This is a genomic window from Gilliamella sp. B14448G11, from assembly GCF_016101765.1.
Taxonomy (GTDB): domain Bacteria; phylum Pseudomonadota; class Gammaproteobacteria; order Enterobacterales; family Orbaceae; genus Gilliamella; species Gilliamella apicola_N.
In genome coordinates, this window is record NZ_JACFPX010000007.1 from 70,737 (window position 1) to 87,418 (window position 16,682).

At 34.1% G+C, this 16,682-nt stretch carries 17 protein-coding genes and 1 pseudogene; 6 read left to right on the top strand and 12 right to left on the bottom strand.

Going from position 1 to position 16,682, the window contains the following annotated elements; all coding sequences use genetic code 11:
* Positions 1-7: 7 nt before the first annotated feature.
* From H3S88_RS06770 to H3S88_RS06795, 7 genes and pseudogenes are all read right to left on the bottom strand, one after another.
* Complete coding sequence (locus H3S88_RS06770) at positions 8-2,866, bottom strand: valine--tRNA ligase (protein WP_198228401.1); 2,859 nt, start codon at positions 2,864-2,866, stop codon at positions 8-10.
* A 184-nt stretch (positions 2,867-3,050) separates the two neighbouring features.
* Positions 3,051-3,119: pseudogene (locus H3S88_RS13530) on the bottom strand (IS3 family transposase); the annotation flags it as partial.
* Between the two features lie 18 nt (positions 3,120-3,137).
* On the bottom strand, positions 3,138-3,986 hold the full coding sequence (gene panC, locus H3S88_RS06775; protein WP_198228403.1) for a pantoate--beta-alanine ligase: 849 nt from the start codon (positions 3,984-3,986) through the stop codon (positions 3,138-3,140).
* A 4-nt stretch (positions 3,987-3,990) separates the two neighbouring features.
* Complete coding sequence (gene panB / locus H3S88_RS06780; protein WP_198228405.1) at positions 3,991-4,845, bottom strand: 3-methyl-2-oxobutanoate hydroxymethyltransferase; 855 nt, start codon at positions 4,843-4,845, stop codon at positions 3,991-3,993.
* Positions 4,842-5,684 carry a Rossmann-like and DUF2520 domain-containing protein gene (locus H3S88_RS06785; RefSeq protein ID WP_198228407.1) on the bottom strand — a complete coding sequence of 281 codons (843 nt, stop codon included), beginning with the start codon at positions 5,682-5,684 and terminating at the stop codon, positions 4,842-4,844. Before H3S88_RS06785 ends, panB begins: the two co-directional genes overlap by 4 nt.
* A 319-nt stretch (positions 5,685-6,003) precedes the next feature.
* Positions 6,004-6,459, bottom strand: coding sequence for a DNA polymerase III subunit chi (locus H3S88_RS06790; protein ID WP_086327265.1), 456 nt, complete (start codon positions 6,457-6,459; stop codon positions 6,004-6,006).
* 17 nt (positions 6,460-6,476) lie between these two features.
* Entirely contained in the window at positions 6,477-7,958 is a 1,482-nt protein-coding gene (locus H3S88_RS06795) for a leucyl aminopeptidase (protein ID WP_198228408.1), read from the bottom strand.
* Positions 7,959-8,096: 138 nt separating this feature from the next.
* On the opposite strand from H3S88_RS06795, the gene lptF reads away from it, so the two are divergent.
* Positions 8,097-9,197, top strand: a complete 1,101-nt coding sequence (gene lptF / locus H3S88_RS06800; protein ID WP_198228409.1) for an LPS export ABC transporter permease LptF — start codon at positions 8,097-8,099, stop codon at positions 9,195-9,197.
* Between the two features lie 11 nt (positions 9,198-9,208).
* Entirely contained in the window at positions 9,209-10,273 is a 1,065-nt protein-coding gene (lptG, locus tag H3S88_RS06805) for an LPS export ABC transporter permease LptG (RefSeq protein ID WP_198228410.1), read from the top strand.
* A gap of 218 nt (positions 10,274-10,491) precedes the next feature.
* Here lptG and msrB read toward each other — a convergent pair whose 3' ends face one another.
* Genes msrB through msrA form a run of 3 tightly spaced genes read right to left on the bottom strand, consistent with a single transcriptional unit; the run spans position 10,492 to position 12,049 of the window.
* The gene (msrB, locus tag H3S88_RS06810) at positions 10,492-10,935 is read right to left on the bottom strand and encodes a peptide-methionine (R)-S-oxide reductase MsrB (protein WP_198228411.1); all 444 of its coding nucleotides are present in this window, start codon (positions 10,933-10,935) and stop codon (positions 10,492-10,494) included.
* A gap of 40 nt (positions 10,936-10,975) precedes the next feature.
* Positions 10,976-11,503, bottom strand: a complete 528-nt coding sequence (locus tag H3S88_RS06815; protein ID WP_198228412.1) for a cytochrome b — start codon at positions 11,501-11,503, stop codon at positions 10,976-10,978.
* Between the two features lie 12 nt (positions 11,504-11,515).
* On the bottom strand, positions 11,516-12,049 hold the full coding sequence (gene msrA / locus H3S88_RS06820; protein ID WP_198228413.1) for a peptide-methionine (S)-S-oxide reductase MsrA: 534 nt from the start codon (positions 12,047-12,049) through the stop codon (positions 11,516-11,518).
* Between the two features lie 166 nt (positions 12,050-12,215).
* On the opposite strand from msrA, the gene H3S88_RS06825 reads away from it, so the two are divergent.
* Entirely contained in the window at positions 12,216-12,488 is a 273-nt protein-coding gene (locus tag H3S88_RS06825; RefSeq protein ID WP_198228414.1) for a DksA/TraR family C4-type zinc finger protein, read from the top strand.
* Between the two features lie 55 nt (positions 12,489-12,543).
* Here the strand turns inward: H3S88_RS06825 and H3S88_RS06830 are convergent, their stop codons facing one another.
* Together H3S88_RS06830 and H3S88_RS06835 are read right to left on the bottom strand one after the other, a co-directional pair.
* Positions 12,544-13,206: a DUF421 domain-containing protein gene (locus H3S88_RS06830; protein WP_198228416.1), complete on the bottom strand. Its 663-nt coding sequence runs from the start codon at positions 13,204-13,206 to the stop codon at positions 12,544-12,546.
* Between the two features lie 732 nt (positions 13,207-13,938).
* The gene (locus H3S88_RS06835; protein WP_198228418.1) at positions 13,939-14,478 is read right to left on the bottom strand and encodes an HPP family protein; all 540 of its coding nucleotides are present in this window, start codon (positions 14,476-14,478) and stop codon (positions 13,939-13,941) included.
* Between the two features lie 116 nt (positions 14,479-14,594).
* Between H3S88_RS06835 and H3S88_RS06840 the strand changes: the two genes are divergently transcribed.
* The 3 genes from H3S88_RS06840 to H3S88_RS13535 all read left to right on the top strand — a co-directional run bounded on the left by H3S88_RS06840 (position 14,595) and on the right by H3S88_RS13535 (position 16,131).
* Positions 14,595-15,152 (top strand): TetR/AcrR family transcriptional regulator, encoded by a 558-nt coding sequence (locus tag H3S88_RS06840; RefSeq protein ID WP_198228419.1) that lies wholly within the window; start codon positions 14,595-14,597, stop codon positions 15,150-15,152.
* Between the two features lie 147 nt (positions 15,153-15,299).
* Positions 15,300-15,659 (top strand): MmcQ/YjbR family DNA-binding protein, encoded by a 360-nt coding sequence (locus H3S88_RS06845; protein ID WP_086326846.1) that lies wholly within the window; start codon positions 15,300-15,302, stop codon positions 15,657-15,659.
* A gap of 259 nt (positions 15,660-15,918) precedes the next feature.
* Positions 15,919-16,131 (top strand): nuclear transport factor 2 family protein, encoded by a 213-nt coding sequence (locus H3S88_RS13535; protein ID WP_367301848.1) that lies wholly within the window; start codon positions 15,919-15,921, stop codon positions 16,129-16,131.
* Positions 16,132-16,682 lie beyond the last annotated feature (551 nt).

Here is a 16,682-nt window from a genome sequence, read left to right on the forward strand (position 1 = left end):
ATCAAGATTATAGATTCTTGATTGCTACATACTGCTCTTGCAGTTTGGCTTTATCATCAATGTAACCTTGCTGTTTTTCTTTTTCTTTAGCAACCACCGCAGCAGGTGCTTTGTCAACAAAACTAGCGTTTGATAATTTATTTGCAATGCGGGCTATTTCTCCCTCAATGCGAGCAATCTCTTTTTCAAGACGAGCTAATTCATCTTCTTTATTTATTAATCCCGCCATTGGTATAAGTAGCTCTGCCCCATCAACCAATTTAGTTACAGACAACGGACCATTTTCACTTTCATCAAGCAAGACAATTTCAGAAAGTTTGGCCAAAGTTTTAATAAAAGTAATATTATCACTTACAACACGATGAACTGTCGGTGAAGCTTGGCGAATCAATAATTGTAATGGCTTACTCGGTGCAATGTTCATTTCTGCACGGATGTTACGTACAGCAACAACAGCATCTTTAATCCAATTAATATCAGCAACCGCTTCTTCATTAATATATTTTTCATCAAATGCTGGCATTGGTTGTAGCATAATTGTGTCAGCTTTAATATGCATTAGCCCTTTCACATTTTGCCAAATTGCTTCAGTGATAAACGGAATAATTGGGTGTGCAAGGCGCAATAACGCTTCCAGAACGGTCACCAACGTATGACGAGCAGCACGTTGTGCAGATTGTTCGCCATTAGCTAATACTGACTTAGTAAGTTCTAAGTACCAGTCACAGAATTGATTCCAAGTAAACTCATATAAAATATTAGCAGCTAAATCGAAGCGATAAGTGTCAAATGCTTCACGATAGGCTTTAACGGTTTGGTTAAATTCCGCTAAGATCCATTTGTCTGATAGTGAATAATCTAAATCTCCGCCTTTAAAGCCACAATCATGTTCTTCAGTATTCATTAATACGTAACGGCTTGCATTCCATAATTTGTTACAGAAGTTACGATAACCCTCTAAGCGTTTTAAATCCCAGTTAATATCACGCCCAGTTGAAGCCAGTGCTGATAAAGTAAAGCGTAGTGCATCCGTACCGTGAGCTTCAATACCATTTGGAAATTGCTTTTCAGTCCGTTTAGCAATTTTTTCAGCCAACTGTGGTTGCATCATATTGCCAGTACGTTTTTTTAACAAATCAGCTAATGAAATACCATCAATCATATCTAAAGGATCAATTACGTTACCTTTAGATTTAGACATTTTTTGCCCTTCTTCATCACGAATTAACCCTGTAACATATACAGTTTTAAATGGTACTTGTGGTTTACCATGCTCATCTTTGATGAAGTGCATCGTCATCATAATCATTCTGGCTACCCAGAAGAAAATAATATCAAACCCAGTTACTAATACATTAGTTGGATGAAAGGTCGCTAAATCATCGGTATTTTCTGGCCATCCTAAGGTTGAAAATGTCCATAGCGCTGATGAGAACCAAGTATCAAGTACATCTTCATCTTGTGATAATTCAATGTCGTCAGATAGGTTATTTTCGCGCCGTACTTCTGCTTCATTACGACCTACATAAACATTACCTTGGTTGTCATACCAAGCAGGAATTCGATGCCCCCACCATAATTGACGAGAAATACACCAATCTTGAATATCATTCATCCAAGAAAAATACATATTTTCGTACTGTTTTGGTACAAATTGAATGTCACCATTTTTTACTGCATCAATAGCGGGTTCAGCAAGTACTTTTGCACGAACATACCATTGGTCAGTCAACATAGGTTCAATAACCACTCCGCCACGATCGCCATAAGGAATAGTAAGATCATGTGGCTCAATTTTTTCGAGTATATCTAATGCTTCACATTGAGCAACAATGGCTTTACGGGCAGCAAAGCGTTCTAAATTTTGGAATTCTGCTGGAATTTCTGTTGCATAAAGAGTGCATGCTTCGCCATTGGTATCAAATACTTCAGCTTGTGTACGAATATCACCATCAAAAGTAAAAATATTGATCATCGGTAATTGATGACGACGCCCTACTTCGTAGTCATTAAAATCATGGGCAGGAGTGATTTTTACGCAACCAGTCCCTTTAGTCATATCGGCATGTTCATCACCAATAATCGGAATACGACGATTTACAAATGGTAATATGACATATTTACCAACTAAATCTTTATAACGTGGATCCTCTGGATTAACTGCAACACCTGTATCGCCTAATAGTGTTTCTGGTCGAGTTGTGGCAACAACTAAATAATCTTTGCCTTCTGCTGTTTTAGCTCCATCAGCAAGTGGATAGCGTAAATACCACATTGAGCCTTTGACTTCTCGGTTTTCGACCTCAAGATCTGATATGGCGGTACGAAGTTTAGGATCCCAGTTTACTAGACGTTTACCACGATAAATCAAATCTTCTTGATATAATCTTACAAACACTTCCTTTACGGCATTGGATAGGCCTTCGTCCATAGTAAATCGTTCACGATCCCAATCAACAGAATCACCTAGTCGACGCATTTGTTTAGTAATACTACCGCCTGACTCTGCTTTCCATTGCCAAATTTTATCAATAAATGCTTCACGACCGTAATCATGACGAGTTTTGTTTTCCTCAGCGGCAATTTTACGTTCAACAACCATTTGAGTAGCAATACCAGCATGATCCGTACCTGATTGCCAAAGGGTATTGTTACCCTGCATACGATGATAACGAATCAATGCATCCATGATGGTTTGTTGAAATGCATGCCCCATATGTAAACTACCTGTTACATTCGGAGGTGGAATGGCAATGCAGTAACTTGGTTGAGATTTGTCGCCATTGGGTTTGAAATAACCGCTTTCTTCCCAATGTTTATAGATAGGTTGTTCAATTTCTTGTGGATTATAAGTCGTATTTTTCATAATTGATGAATAAATCCTAATTCAAGGCATAAAAATGCCCTATATTCTACAGGAAAATAGCCAAACAATAAATTAGCAGAGTAATAAACTCGTTGATTTAATATATGATTAAAACTTTATCAGATTGATAATTGATACAAAAAACCGCTTATTTGAAGTGAGCCCATAAAGTTGGACACTTTTATTAAGCGGCTTGTAAGACCTGATTTCGATATTCAACTGGAGTCAGGCCTTTTAATTTGGCTTTAATCCGTTTGAATTTACAGTTATATTAATCCTGTTGATAAATAAAATTATCGATTAATCGTGTTTTACCAATATAAACCGCTAAAGCACATAAACTGTCTTGTGCAAGTAAATCAATCGATTTTAATGTAGCTAAATCGACAAACTCAATATAATCAATCTTTGCCAAAGGTTGTTTACTGATCAACTCTTGCATGGTTTGGGTAATCACACTCACTGATTTTTCACCTTTATTGATCATAGCTTTTGCACATTCAATTGCTTGGTAAAGACAAACCGCAGCAGCTCGTTCACTTTCAGATAAATAACTATTGCGGGAACTTTTAGCCAGTCCATCTGATTCACGTACAATAGGACAACCGATAATTTCAATATTAAAATTCAGATCCGTTACCATACGTTTAATTACTGCTAATTGTTGGGCATCTTTTTGTCCAAAGTAAGCTCGATCCGGTTGAGCAATATTAAATAATTTGGTCACGACCGTACAAACGCCTTTAAAATGGCCTGGACGTCTTTTGCCACATAAAGCTTCTGTTAATCCATTTACATCAACATAACTATTAAAATTAGGGGAATACATTTCACTGGCGTCTGGGCAGAAAATCAGATCGACACCCATCTGTTCGCAGGCGAATTTATCGCGTTCTAAATCTCGTGGATAACTAGCAAGATCTTCTGAAGGACCAAATTGAATAGGATTGACAAAGATAGTCACAATAACTTTTTGATTATCTTGTTTAGCAGCTTGCATTAAGCTTTGATGACCTTCATGTAAAAATCCCATTGTCGGCACTAAACCTATGCTATTACCCGCCTGTCGCCAAGCGTTGACATGCTCACGCACCTCTTTAATCGTTGTTACAACTTTCATTATTTTATCCTTTTTTGCTATTCAAAAATTCACTTTTCAGATTTTGTATAATTTCATCATCCATTGCAAATTCATGAATCGATGCAGGGTATTGTTGTTGTTTGACTTCTTGGCAATAATCACCAAACGCCTTTTTCATTTGTTCCCCGATTGGTGCAAAGGATTTAACAAATTTTGAAGATACGCCATCATACATTGACAGCATGTCTTGATAAACCAACACTTGTCCATCACATCCAGCACCCGCTCCAATACCTATAGTTGGAATATTGACAAGCTCAGTAATAAATTTAGCCAGTTTGGCAGGTACGCATTCTAATAAAATGGCTGCCGCGCCAGCTTGTTCAACGGCTAAAGCGTCGAGCACAATATTTTTAGCGTTTTGATAATCTTTACCTTGAACTTTATAACCACCTAAAGCTAAAACAGATTGTGGCATTAAACCGATATGAGCAATAACGGGAATCGAAGCTTGGGCAATCATTTTAATGTGTTCGCAAAACGCTTGCCCTCCTTCAAGTTTTACAGCTTGCGCCTGACCCTCTTGAATTAATCGACCTGCATTATAGACAGCATCATAGACGGAGGTATGATAAGACATAAAGGGTAAATCCGTAATCACAAAAGCTGTTTTAGCCGCTTTTGCCACAGCTTTCGAATGATGAATCATATCTTCCATAGTGACCGATACTGTACTTTCGTAGCCCAGCATGACCATTCCTAAAGAGTCACCAACAAGTAAACAATCGACCCCACTTTCATCCATAAGCTTGGAAGTTGTATAATCATACGCCGTTAGCATAGTAATTTTTTGTTGATTTTCTTTGCGTTGTTGTAAGGTTAAAATAGTTTTTTTCACGAAAACAGCTCCAATTCCAGTTGTCGATAGTCGTTATTCGGATGTTTTTGTCGACTAATATTAAGTAAAATAGTTGATAATTGTTTATAGATCGGTCTTAATTCGTTTGGCATAGCCATTATATGTTGTTTGATAGTATCAATATCACCACGTTCAACCGGCCCCGTTAAAGCATTAATCACCCCTAGTTTACAGGTATTATTGGCATTACCTAAAAATAACGGATGCCATGCTTGTTCACTAAATTCACTGTTTAACTCACATTGATTTAGTAATTCTATTCCTATTTGTACTAAAGCAATAACTTGGTTACTGAGCATGACACAGGCTGCATGATAAAGAGGCTTTTTACTGGCAGAAAGAATTGCCAAAGGATTTTTTAAAGGGGTAAACAAAGCTTGCAATTGGCAAATAACATTAGGATTGGCTTCAAGCGTAAAAGAGACAGCAGGCATGGCGGAATAACAACCAAACCGATCATAAATGGCATATAAAGGATGTAATGAAAAAGCAAAAGGATGCACAAGCTTATTTTGGCTAAAGATATGGGATGTTAATAAACCACTACAGTGACCTATCCATTTGTTTGCAATAGGTAATTGACAAATTTCTTGCCAAACAACTAATATTTGACTATCAGATACAGTAACAAATATGCAATCACAATCGTTAACTAAATCACCTAGTGATGAATAAGCTTTGCTTTGCGTAAAATCACTTGCTTCTTGTGCATGTTCATAAGTTCGACTAAAAAAACCAGCAATACTAAAACCACTCAATGAAAAGTACTTCGCTAACGTACAACCAACTTTACCTGCACCTATAAAACCGATAATCATTACAATTATATCTTTTTTAAAAAGATCGCATTATAGCTTAATTCACCTGATATTCAATCAGATTAATTCTAATAAAATTAATAATATTTATAATTTATCGGCGACTATTACTTTGTTGAGCAAAAATAAAATTTACCTCTATTAAATAATTTTAGAGCTTTTCCATAGACTCCAATAGCGAATAAACTTGCTTTGCTTATAACCAATAAAATATTTTTTTAGCTTGCCATCACCGCATTAACCCTGCGTAATATCGATCCATCACCAAATCTAAAAAGTTTATACCATTGCCTTTATATTATTTCGCAATGGTATAAAATCACTCGCAAGTCACGGGTATGGTTTTTAAATTGAATCCAGCCTCTTTATATAATTTATACCTTGTTCTTGCCAACTCTTTTAATCTTTCGTCTACTGGCACAAAATCGACAATGTCAGAATAGACTGCGGCAAATTCAGGAAACTGCTCTTGCAGATTAACTAATATATGCCGATTGCCATTACTGCGTTTTTGTGGCCAACAAATTTCGACAGGCGAACCACCTTTCATACCTTCACCAGCTAAATTATGTGGTACAAAATGGTCGGTATCGAGCTGCCAAAGGTATTCATCTATACGTTCAGCTTGTTGTTGATCTTGGCAAGCAACTAAGATTCTTTTATTCGCTTGCCAGATTTCAGCAATTTTTTCACAAGCGAGCTTTTCATGGTATAAAACACCTGATTCACTCGCCGGTTTTTGGTTTTCTAAAAGATAAAAAATCACTTTTTTCATATAAATGAATGATCAACCTATTGTGTTAATAAGTATTCAATCAACATCGCAACAGGTCGACCTGTCGCACCTTTTTTGGCACCTGATTGCCAAGCTGTACCCGCAATGTCTAAATGTGCCCAGTGATATTTTTCGGTAAACTGTGATAAGAAACACGCTGCGGTAATTGTTCCACCATCACGACCGCCAGCATTGACAATGTCTGCACAAGTTGACTTAATCTGCTCTTGGAAATCATTATCAATCGGTAATTCCCATGCTTTATCACCCGCTTTATTAGATGCTAACACTAATTCATTGACTAAATTTTTGTTGTTACCCATCACCCCTGTATAGTGGTGACCTAATGCAACAATGCATGCACCGGTTAAGGTTGCAATATCGATAACAGTTTTTGGTTTATAACGTTCAACATAGGTTAAAGCATCACATAATACTAAGCGCCCTTCCGCATCGGTATTAATAACTTCGACCGTAGTTCCCGACATAGTCGTTAAGATATCACCTGGTCGATAGCTATTGCCATCAGGCATGTTTTCACAACCTGCCATTACCCCAACGACATTAATAGGTAGTTTAAGCTCAGCGACTGCCTGCATAACACCATAAACGGTTGCGGCTCCGCACATATCATATTTCATTTCATCCATACCCGCAGAAGGTTTAATTGAAATACCACCAGAATCGAATGTTAATCCTTTACCCACAAACACATAAGGCTGGGCTTTTTTATCTTTTGCTCCATAATATTCAATAATCGTCATTATTGATTCATTTGCAGAACCACGACCCACCGCTAAATAGGCATTCATATTTAGTTTAGCTAACTCTTTTTCACCTAAGCATGAAACTTTTAAAGATGAATGCTTTTTACCTAATTGCTTAGCCTGATCAGCTAAATATTGCGCGTTGCAAACATTTGAAGGCATATTAGCAATTGTCTTTGTGGTACTAATTGCATCAGCAATAATTTGACCTTGTAATAAACCGTTTGTTAAAGATTCACTTTGCTTTTTATCATTGAGAATTAAGGTAACTTTATTCAAATCTGGAATTGGAGACTTTTTGGATTTGAATTGATCAAAACAATAGGTCATATTATTGATAATTTGTGGAAGTTGCTTAACAATTTCACTATTTACAGATGATTTAACCGTTAACAAATCCCAATTCACACTTTTGACTTTTTTTGCCAATAATTCTTTGACTACTGCTTGAATAACTTGTTTCGATTGGTTGATGTCAAATTCTTTCACTTTTCCACAACCAACAAATAAAAGTTCTTGCTTTAATTCTGATGAACAGGAATATAAAAAAGTGGTTTTACCAAGTTCGCCACTAATATCACCAGATTTGATCAGTTGACTGACTAACCCACTCGTCGCTCGATCAATTTCTTTTAATGTATCTGATTGATTTTTATCTGAATTTACAACAACAACTAAACATTCTGATTTTGGTTTTGTAATTGAAATACTGTTTTTAATTAAAATTTCCATAGATATTCTCTTTTTATGAAATTTATGATGATGAGTAACATTCTATCTGTTCATTTAGCGATAGCAACAAAAAGATAACTAAACAAAGCAAATCCTATTATAATAGTCTAATTCATGAAACTTGAAGATAGGTAAAATGTGATAATTCGTCGATATTTAGTGAAAGAAACATTAAAAACACAAGGTGCAATATTATTTATATTATTGCTAATTTTCTTTTCTCAAAAGTTAATTAGAATTTTATCTAGTGCCATAGAGGGAAATATTCCACGTGATTTAATCATGCCTTTGCTAGTGTTAGGCGTATCAAATATGGCGGATTTAATTTTACCATTAAGCTTGTTTTTGGGTGTTTTAGTGACTTTTGGTCGTTTATATTCTGATAGTGAGATGGTAGCCATGCATGCCTGTGGCGTAAAAAAGAATCTAAACTATCAAGTAGTCTGTTTTCTTTGTATTCTCACTTGCGCATTAACCACTATCAATTGTCTTTGGTTTGGACCTTGGTCAAACCTAAAACAAGACCAGTTAATTGAAAATGCCAAAATCAATCCGAGTTTAGCGGGTCTGTTAGCGGGTCAATTTCAGCAAACTTCAGATGGAAACTCAGTGATCTATATTGGTAATGTCGATAAAAATAATTTAGAAAGTGTATTTATTGCAAAAATTAATCCTAGGAACAATCAACGACCTTCAATCATTATCGCTAATAAGGGAAAGACTGGAAATGATGCAGAAGGTAATCAAATCATCACACTTGATGATGCTAATCGCTACGAAGGGACTGCGCAACTGAAAGACTTTCGTATATCAAACTTTCATAATTATATGGGTATTATTAAACCTAAAGAACTAGACTCAAATAGTGATGAAACAAACGATGTTCAACAACTCGGCCTAACGGATTTATACAAAACAAAAACACAAAAAGCAGAAGCTGAGTTTTATTGGCGGTTAACTCTTATTATTTCTGTTCCTCTCATGGCATTTTTAGTTATTCCTCTCAGCGTATCGAATCCTAGACAAGGTCGATTAGCCCAAATTCTTCCAGCATTATTGCTCTATTTGGTCTATTTTTTATTAGCGAGTTCAATTAAAGCTAATGCAGGTAAGGGCCGTTTAGATCCAGTCTTGTGGTTTTATATTATCAATCTAGGATATTTTGTTCTTGCCATAATTTTAAATTGTTGGGATAACTTATTTATGCGTAAACTTCGTTTGAAATATATTGCATCATAAAGGAGAAAGGGATGTTTTCGATTTTAGATCGCTATATTGGTAAAACTATTATAAGCACTATTGGGATTAGTCTGTTTTTATTAATCAGCTTATCAGGCATAATCCGTTTCATTGATCAACTTAGAAGGATAAAAGTTGACTACGATGCTTTTGCTGTGGGTATCTATTCTTTATTAATGGCACCAAAAGATTTAGAAGTATTTTTTCCTATGGCAGCATTGCTTGGTGCTTTAATTGGATTAGGTTTGTTAGCATCTCGTAGTGAGCTAATAGTAATGGAAACAGCAGGATTCAGCCGTTTCAAAATTGCTTTAGCGGTAATGAAAACAGCATTACCGCTCGTGCTTATCACTATGGCTATTGGCGAATGGGTTGCACCTGTTAGTGAGCAAACTGCACGAAATATGCGCTCAGAAAAGCTCTACGGCAGTTCATTAATGGCACAACAAGGCAGCCTATGGGCGAAAGATGGTAATGATTATATCTATATCGGTCACATTAACAGCGACAGTTCAATATCTAACATTGATATCTATTCGGTAGACAACAATAAATTATTGTCAATAACCCATGCCGATAATGGTATATTCAAAGATAATGTTTGGACGTTATCGCAAATTGAAAAAAGTGATTTAACTCAAATCGATAAAATTCAAACTAGCAATATTCTTTCCATGGAGTGGAAAACTAACATTACCCCTGATAAGTTAAGCGTTGTGGCATTTGATCCCGACTCTCTTTCAGCTTCAGGACTATACAAATATTCACAATATTTAAAAAGCTCTGGTCAAGATACTAGAAATTATGATTTACTTTTTTGGAAGAAATTAATCAAACCGCTTTCGGTGGCTGTTATGATGCTACTTGCGTTATCCTTTATTTTTGGACCACTGCGTAGCGTATCTATGGGAGTGAGAGTGATTATTGGTATTAGCTTTGGATTTATCTTCTATATCGCTGATAACCTATTTGCTCAAGCCAGCATTGTAATAGGAATATATCCAATAATCGGCTCTATGCTAACTAGCATAGTATTTCTTTTGATCAGCTATATTTTGTTTAAAAGAAAAAATTAAGCATACTTATGCATACTGATGTGTTTTAAATAAACAGAAATTAAAAAGTTAAAATCATATAAAGGCATTCCTTATTAAATAATTAAGAATGGTTAATTGATGATAACAATAGCATTAGAATTTACTAAAAATAGCTATAATCAGTTTATGTAAACAGTCAAAATTTAAATAATAGATACTTAATGCATCCTAAACAATTTTAGTATTGAATGGACGCATTAAGTATTTTTAAAAAGATTCAAATATTGTCCATAACCGGCAGACTCTAGATCATCTTTAGGTATAAAACGTAAAGCTGCTGAGTTAATACAATAACGTAAACCACCCAACGCTTTCGGTCCATCATTAAATACATGACCAAGATGAGAATCAGCTTTTGCTGAACGTACTTCGACACGATTCATACCATGACTATGGTCAGTTTTTTCAATTATGTTGTCGTTGTTTATCGATTTAGAAAAACTTGGCCAACCACATCCTGAATCAAATTTATCAAATGAAGTAAATAAGGGTTCGCCTGATACAATATCTACATACAACCCTTCTTGATGATTATCATTGAATTCATTTTCATATGGTGGTTCGGTTCCATTTTGTTGCGTGACATAGTATTGCATGGGTGTTAATCGTGATATCGCTTTTTCTTTTAATGTATTATTCATAAATCACCTAACCTATTTAATTAAGAGTCATCAATAACAACTAATTTCCTTTTAACATCGATTGTAGAACTTTATCTTTAATCCAAAAATAATGATATGAAACACCTACTATATGTAAAATAAATAAAACAGCTAATAAGTATGAGCCTACTTTGTGTATAACATGAAACAATTGATACACTTTATTTGTCATATCAATCGCTGGAAGCGAAATGATGCCAAATAAACAGAGTGAACGGCTACTCATTAAGTAGCCAGATAAAGGTACAATTATCAATAAAATATAGATCAATCCTTGTGTTGATTTTGAAAAAATGCGCTGGAATCTCCGATCTTTCGGTAAAACATCGGGCAGTCCTTCTTCCGTGATAACAATAAAGCGCAAAATTGTTAACATAACGATAACTACCCCAAATGATTTATGAAATAAATAAACCATAAACATCCCGCCCAAGTATTGGGACAGAGTCACTTTAAATGTCAGCAAGATAAATTCCATAAACACTAGTATAAAAGTTAACCAGTGGAGCCATTTTTGTTTGCTATTATACTCTGGGTAGTTTTCCATAAACTATGTATCCTATCTATTTTTGGGCCAATGCTGAGCAATAAACTGGCTTCGCCCTGATCGTTGATAATACTCATTATAATGTAAAGGTTGTTTTGTGTAATAATTTTGGTGATAATCTTCTGCTGGATAAAATGTTACCGCAGGTTCAATTGCCACTTTTATTGGTTTGCTAAAACGCCTACTTTCTTGCAAAGCTTGCTTTGATGCTAAAGCTTGCTTATATTGAAATTCGTTATGATAAAATATAGCTGGTCGATAAGAATCCCCCCTATCAGCAAACTGACCTTGGGCATCAGTAGGATCGATTTGCTGCCAAAAGATGTCGAGTAATTTTTTATAGCTGATGACTTTAGGGTCAAACGTTATTTGTACGGCTTCGGTATGCCCTGTCGTGCCCGAACAAACTTCTCGATAAGTTGGATTTTCAACATGTCCGCCTGTATAACCTGATACCACGTTTATCACTCCTTCATACTGATCAAAGGGTTTTACCATACACCAAAAACAACCACCGGCAAATGTTGCTTGTTCATATTGTTGCATAATAATCTCCTGATTAAATGATTTTTGACAAATTCATTCACTCTTACCCTGTATCAACACGTTTTAGTCATGCCTTTTTAATTATACATTAATCATATTACTTGAAATAGATTAAAAAAACACCATATTTTCACTATAGCGTTACAGTTTTTAGGAGGTCTATTTTATGGCAAGTGGATGGGCATCTGATGATGCTGTTAATCAACAAATCGAAGGCACTATTGCAGATGCCATCGAAATGGCAAGACGGCAATTAAAACATGGCACTATAAGTGCTCATTTTTGTGTTGAGTGTGGCGATGCTATTGCGCAAGCAAGACGAGAGGCGCTACCAGGCGTAAAATATTGTCTGTCTTGCCAACAAGAAATTGATAAACAATTAGCCAAATCAGCGAGTTTATATAACCGTCGTGGCAGCAAAGATAGTCAACTTCGATGATCTTAATCAGAGGGAAATGTCGGTTCCCTCTTCTTCTCTTTTATGAAATAATTTTTTATGATTGGTGAGTTTTACTTTTTTTGCGAACATCGTCATAAGGATAAACCAGTAATTTATTATCAAACCATTCAGCACAAAAAATATCCTTGATATCATCATATCCTTGTTTTTTGATTTCATGCTTAAGCCATGTCTCGCTTTTATGTAACTGTTCAAGATTATCTTCACTGATCGCCCCATTTTCAATCACCAGCACAGCAATATCTTTATCTCCTTTTTTGATAATTGTTAATGAACCATTTAATTCATACCAAACCTGTTTCAATTCATTAAAAGCACAAATACCTTGAATATTGATGAGCGTCTCAAAATCCCTGACGGGTAAATTGGCTTTAATAAAATTGTCACTAATTAAGTGCCCATTTTTAACAAGTTGAATCGGTTCTCCATCAATGGCATCTCTTAATCGTGAATTTTTTGATTTAATGAATCGAACTAATATAAGCAGCCCTGCCCAAATAGCGACTAAACCCGCGGATTGCCATGCTGAAACATTAGAATTAAGAAGTGCTCCCCCAACTAATGCACCAATAACCATACTACCAACTTGATCCAATTGTGACATAGGTGCTATTTGGCTTTTGCCCGATAATTTGACGTAAATAAGTAAAATAATAAGAGCAACTAAAAATTTTGGTGCCATTTCAATTAAATACATTTCTAACCTCCAAGAATATATCCGTTTAAAATTTCTAAAAAGTTTTGCAACAGGGTATAAGCAGATAAATGACAATTAAAAAATAAATATCAGGAGCAAACTAAATTTTTATCTATAGGAAATAAATGATTATTAATTTTTGGATAGTGACTTGAACTTTAATGAAAACAATATTAGTTTACTCTAAATCCAATTTGAAAAAAATATGAATAGTAAAAGCTATCGATTTCTTAAACGATAAAGAAAAATTTTAAGACCATATTTAATAATTTTAATATTAATAATCAATATAATAATATCTATTTCTTATGATTATTACTTGAAAATGATACCCTATCGGTTCAAGAAAATATTTATCAAAACCCTTTTTTTACGTTGGATTTAATATCAAATGGTTTTAATATCAAAGTTATTTTGCCGTCTATTGATGAAATGGTTGATGATAATGATTGTTTACGACAATCTTGATATCCCACATTAAAACTTATTATTGTACATTCTAAAGCTGTTTACTTAGATAAACAAAATGTTATTAAAATAGCAAATCGCAAAAATTAACCTCTTTTAAGCATAACATCATCAAAAATTACTTGGATAAAAAAGGTAACGTTAAAAAAGCTGTATGGTAAGCATCGCATACCATAACTATTTTAAACTCTATCTAGAACAATAAAAATCATTTAAACATAGATAGAGAATATTAATTTTAATAATTAAATCATTATAAAAAGGTTAAGGCTCTTTTTTGCTATTAAATAAAGCCAACCAATAGATAGGCCAATGGGTTTTATTGAAAAGGTTATTAACTAAATAAGCAATCATAACCAATATTACTGAGCCAGATAATACCGGAAATAATAGAAAACTAAAACCATAATCTATTTTATCTGCGGTTAATAAAATGACTAAAGGATTAGCACCCGCAGGTGGATGTACCGCTCGAAAATATTGCATAAAAACAATTGCAATTCCAACGGCTAATGCTGCAATAATGATATTACTACCAAATAGTTTAAGAAAAACTAATCCAACAAAAGCGGCAATTAAATGCCCAAAAATGACATTTCTGGGTTGAGCCAATGGCGATTGAGATACCGCAAACAATATTACGCAACTTGCCCCAAAAGGCGCCATTATAAAGGTGTAATGAGTTAACTGACTAAAACCAATAAGAAACAATATAGAAACAAAACCACCAATTAAGCTCTGTAATAATTCAATATTTCTGGGCTTTGGCGGTAACTTTTCCTTGCTGAAAAAAAATGATTTCATTATTCTTTATCCTATTCGATGAGTGAAAGTAAGAGTGCAAACCTGAAAATGAACAACTCTGTTCACTTTTTATATTAGTACAGATCTGTTCACATATCAAACACTTTGGATAAAAAATGAAAAAAACATCTAAATTAATAGCAGATACCGCCGAGCAACTCTTTTATCAAAAAGGATTTGGCAATGTTGGGGTGGATGAAATTAGAGATCAATCGGGTTGTTCTAAAACAACGCTATATAAATATTTTGGTAATAAAGATAATTTAATTTTTGAAATATTGAAAATAAGAGATTCACGTTTTAAACAACAACTCATTGAGGCAATTGCTGATCTTGATCACTATGAGTCAATTATGCAAATATTTAAATGGCACCTCGATTGGTTTAATCAAGACGATTTTAATGGTTGCTTATTTGTTAGAGCTAAAGAAGAAATTCATAACGATCATGCGGTGCAACAACTTGTGATTGAACATAAAGAATTCATCCGTAAACTGATCCATGACCAACTGCCCAAAGCGCCACAACAGACAACTTTAACCAACCAACTAATGGTGATATTAGAAGGATTAATCAATATCAGCGTTATCTATAAAGGGAATCGATCACTTTATAATGAGATGATTCATGATAGTTTTGATTTAATATTAAGACTTTTATCCTTGCACGAATGAATTTTATTAATAAATAAATCATTCACTATTACATCTAGTCCGTTAACGCATATTTAATGTTAAACTATTAACCATTAGTTAAACTGTTCAGTTCCACCATGTAAAGTAATTATTCTAATCACCTATTTAATACTCCAAGGAGTCACTATGAAAAGAGAAACGTTATTTGAGTATGCCAAAAAACAGTTTCATGCTGAACCGAATTATCTTTGGGAAAATTTACCAAAGTATGCAGTATTACGGCATCACGATGATGGTGATAAGTGGTTCGCGATTGTGATGAATGTGCCTGGTACAAAATTAGGCCTCAAAGATGACAAAGAGGTAGATGTATTGGATGTTAAAGCGAGACCCGAATATATTGGATCGTTGAGAAAAAAAGAAGGTATTTTGCCCGCTTATCATATGAATAAAGAACATTGGATTAGTATCATTCTTTCAGGAACACTTACCAATGAAGAAATATTTGAACTTCTTACTGAAAGCTATCATTTAACTTCTCGGTAATCTTTGCACCACTATTCTAGGATAGTGGTGTAGTATATCACTAAACAATAACTATCTTTATTGATATAATTATCGAGTTGTTATAATTTATAGCAAAAATCAAGCATCTAATTTTAAAAAATTTTCCTCAAAATAAACTTTTTTATCAATAAAATGATAATGTTTTTATGATGAATAAAGAGTTAGTTAAATAATTTTATCAACATGTATTTATCAATGATGAAATTGATAAAATCCCTGATATGTTATCGAAGATTATATCCAACACAACCCTACGGTTGAAACGGGTCGCGAAGCTTTTATTGAGTTTTTCAAAGGGTTTCTTCAATTAAAACCAAAATTTGAAATTATTAATATGTGCAGTGAAAGCGATATGGTTTATCTATTCCATAAATACACTCTCGCTGATGACAATGTGAATAAAGTATGTGATATTTTCCGCGTTGAAAATCATAAAATTGTCGAACATTGAGACGTAATTGAAAGAGGCGTAGAAAAAATCCACCCCCTCAATAATAACAGAGTTTTTTGATAACCCGATTTATTCTAAGAAAGTATTTAACTTTATAAAATTGAATCAAACCACCTAATACCCAACTATCATGCGGTTTTTTCTTTGAATGTAAAAAAGTTAGTTAAGTTAGATAAAAAATCTCTTAAAATCAGAATTATCAACGAACCTGCTTTCGATTAATCTTCTTAAAAGTAAAAACAATTTTTTATAATCTAAATAAACTGTCTTCATGTATAAAACATTTCAATTTTAATAATAAAATGGATTTAGAATTAACATTGAAACGGTATAGACTCCTGAATAATTTTTACAAAAAAACATATAGTGATTTAATCTCTGAATTATATTTTTCTTTTTAATCGTTTATGTACTCTCGTTGATTTTCTTTCGGTATCCCCCTTAAACAACGTGATAAAACGATATCGATAAGATGTGAGTTAATTTTAGCGCCGTATGAGTTAATGTGAGAATTAGTCATAACACTTATTAATAATAATCCTAAATTACAC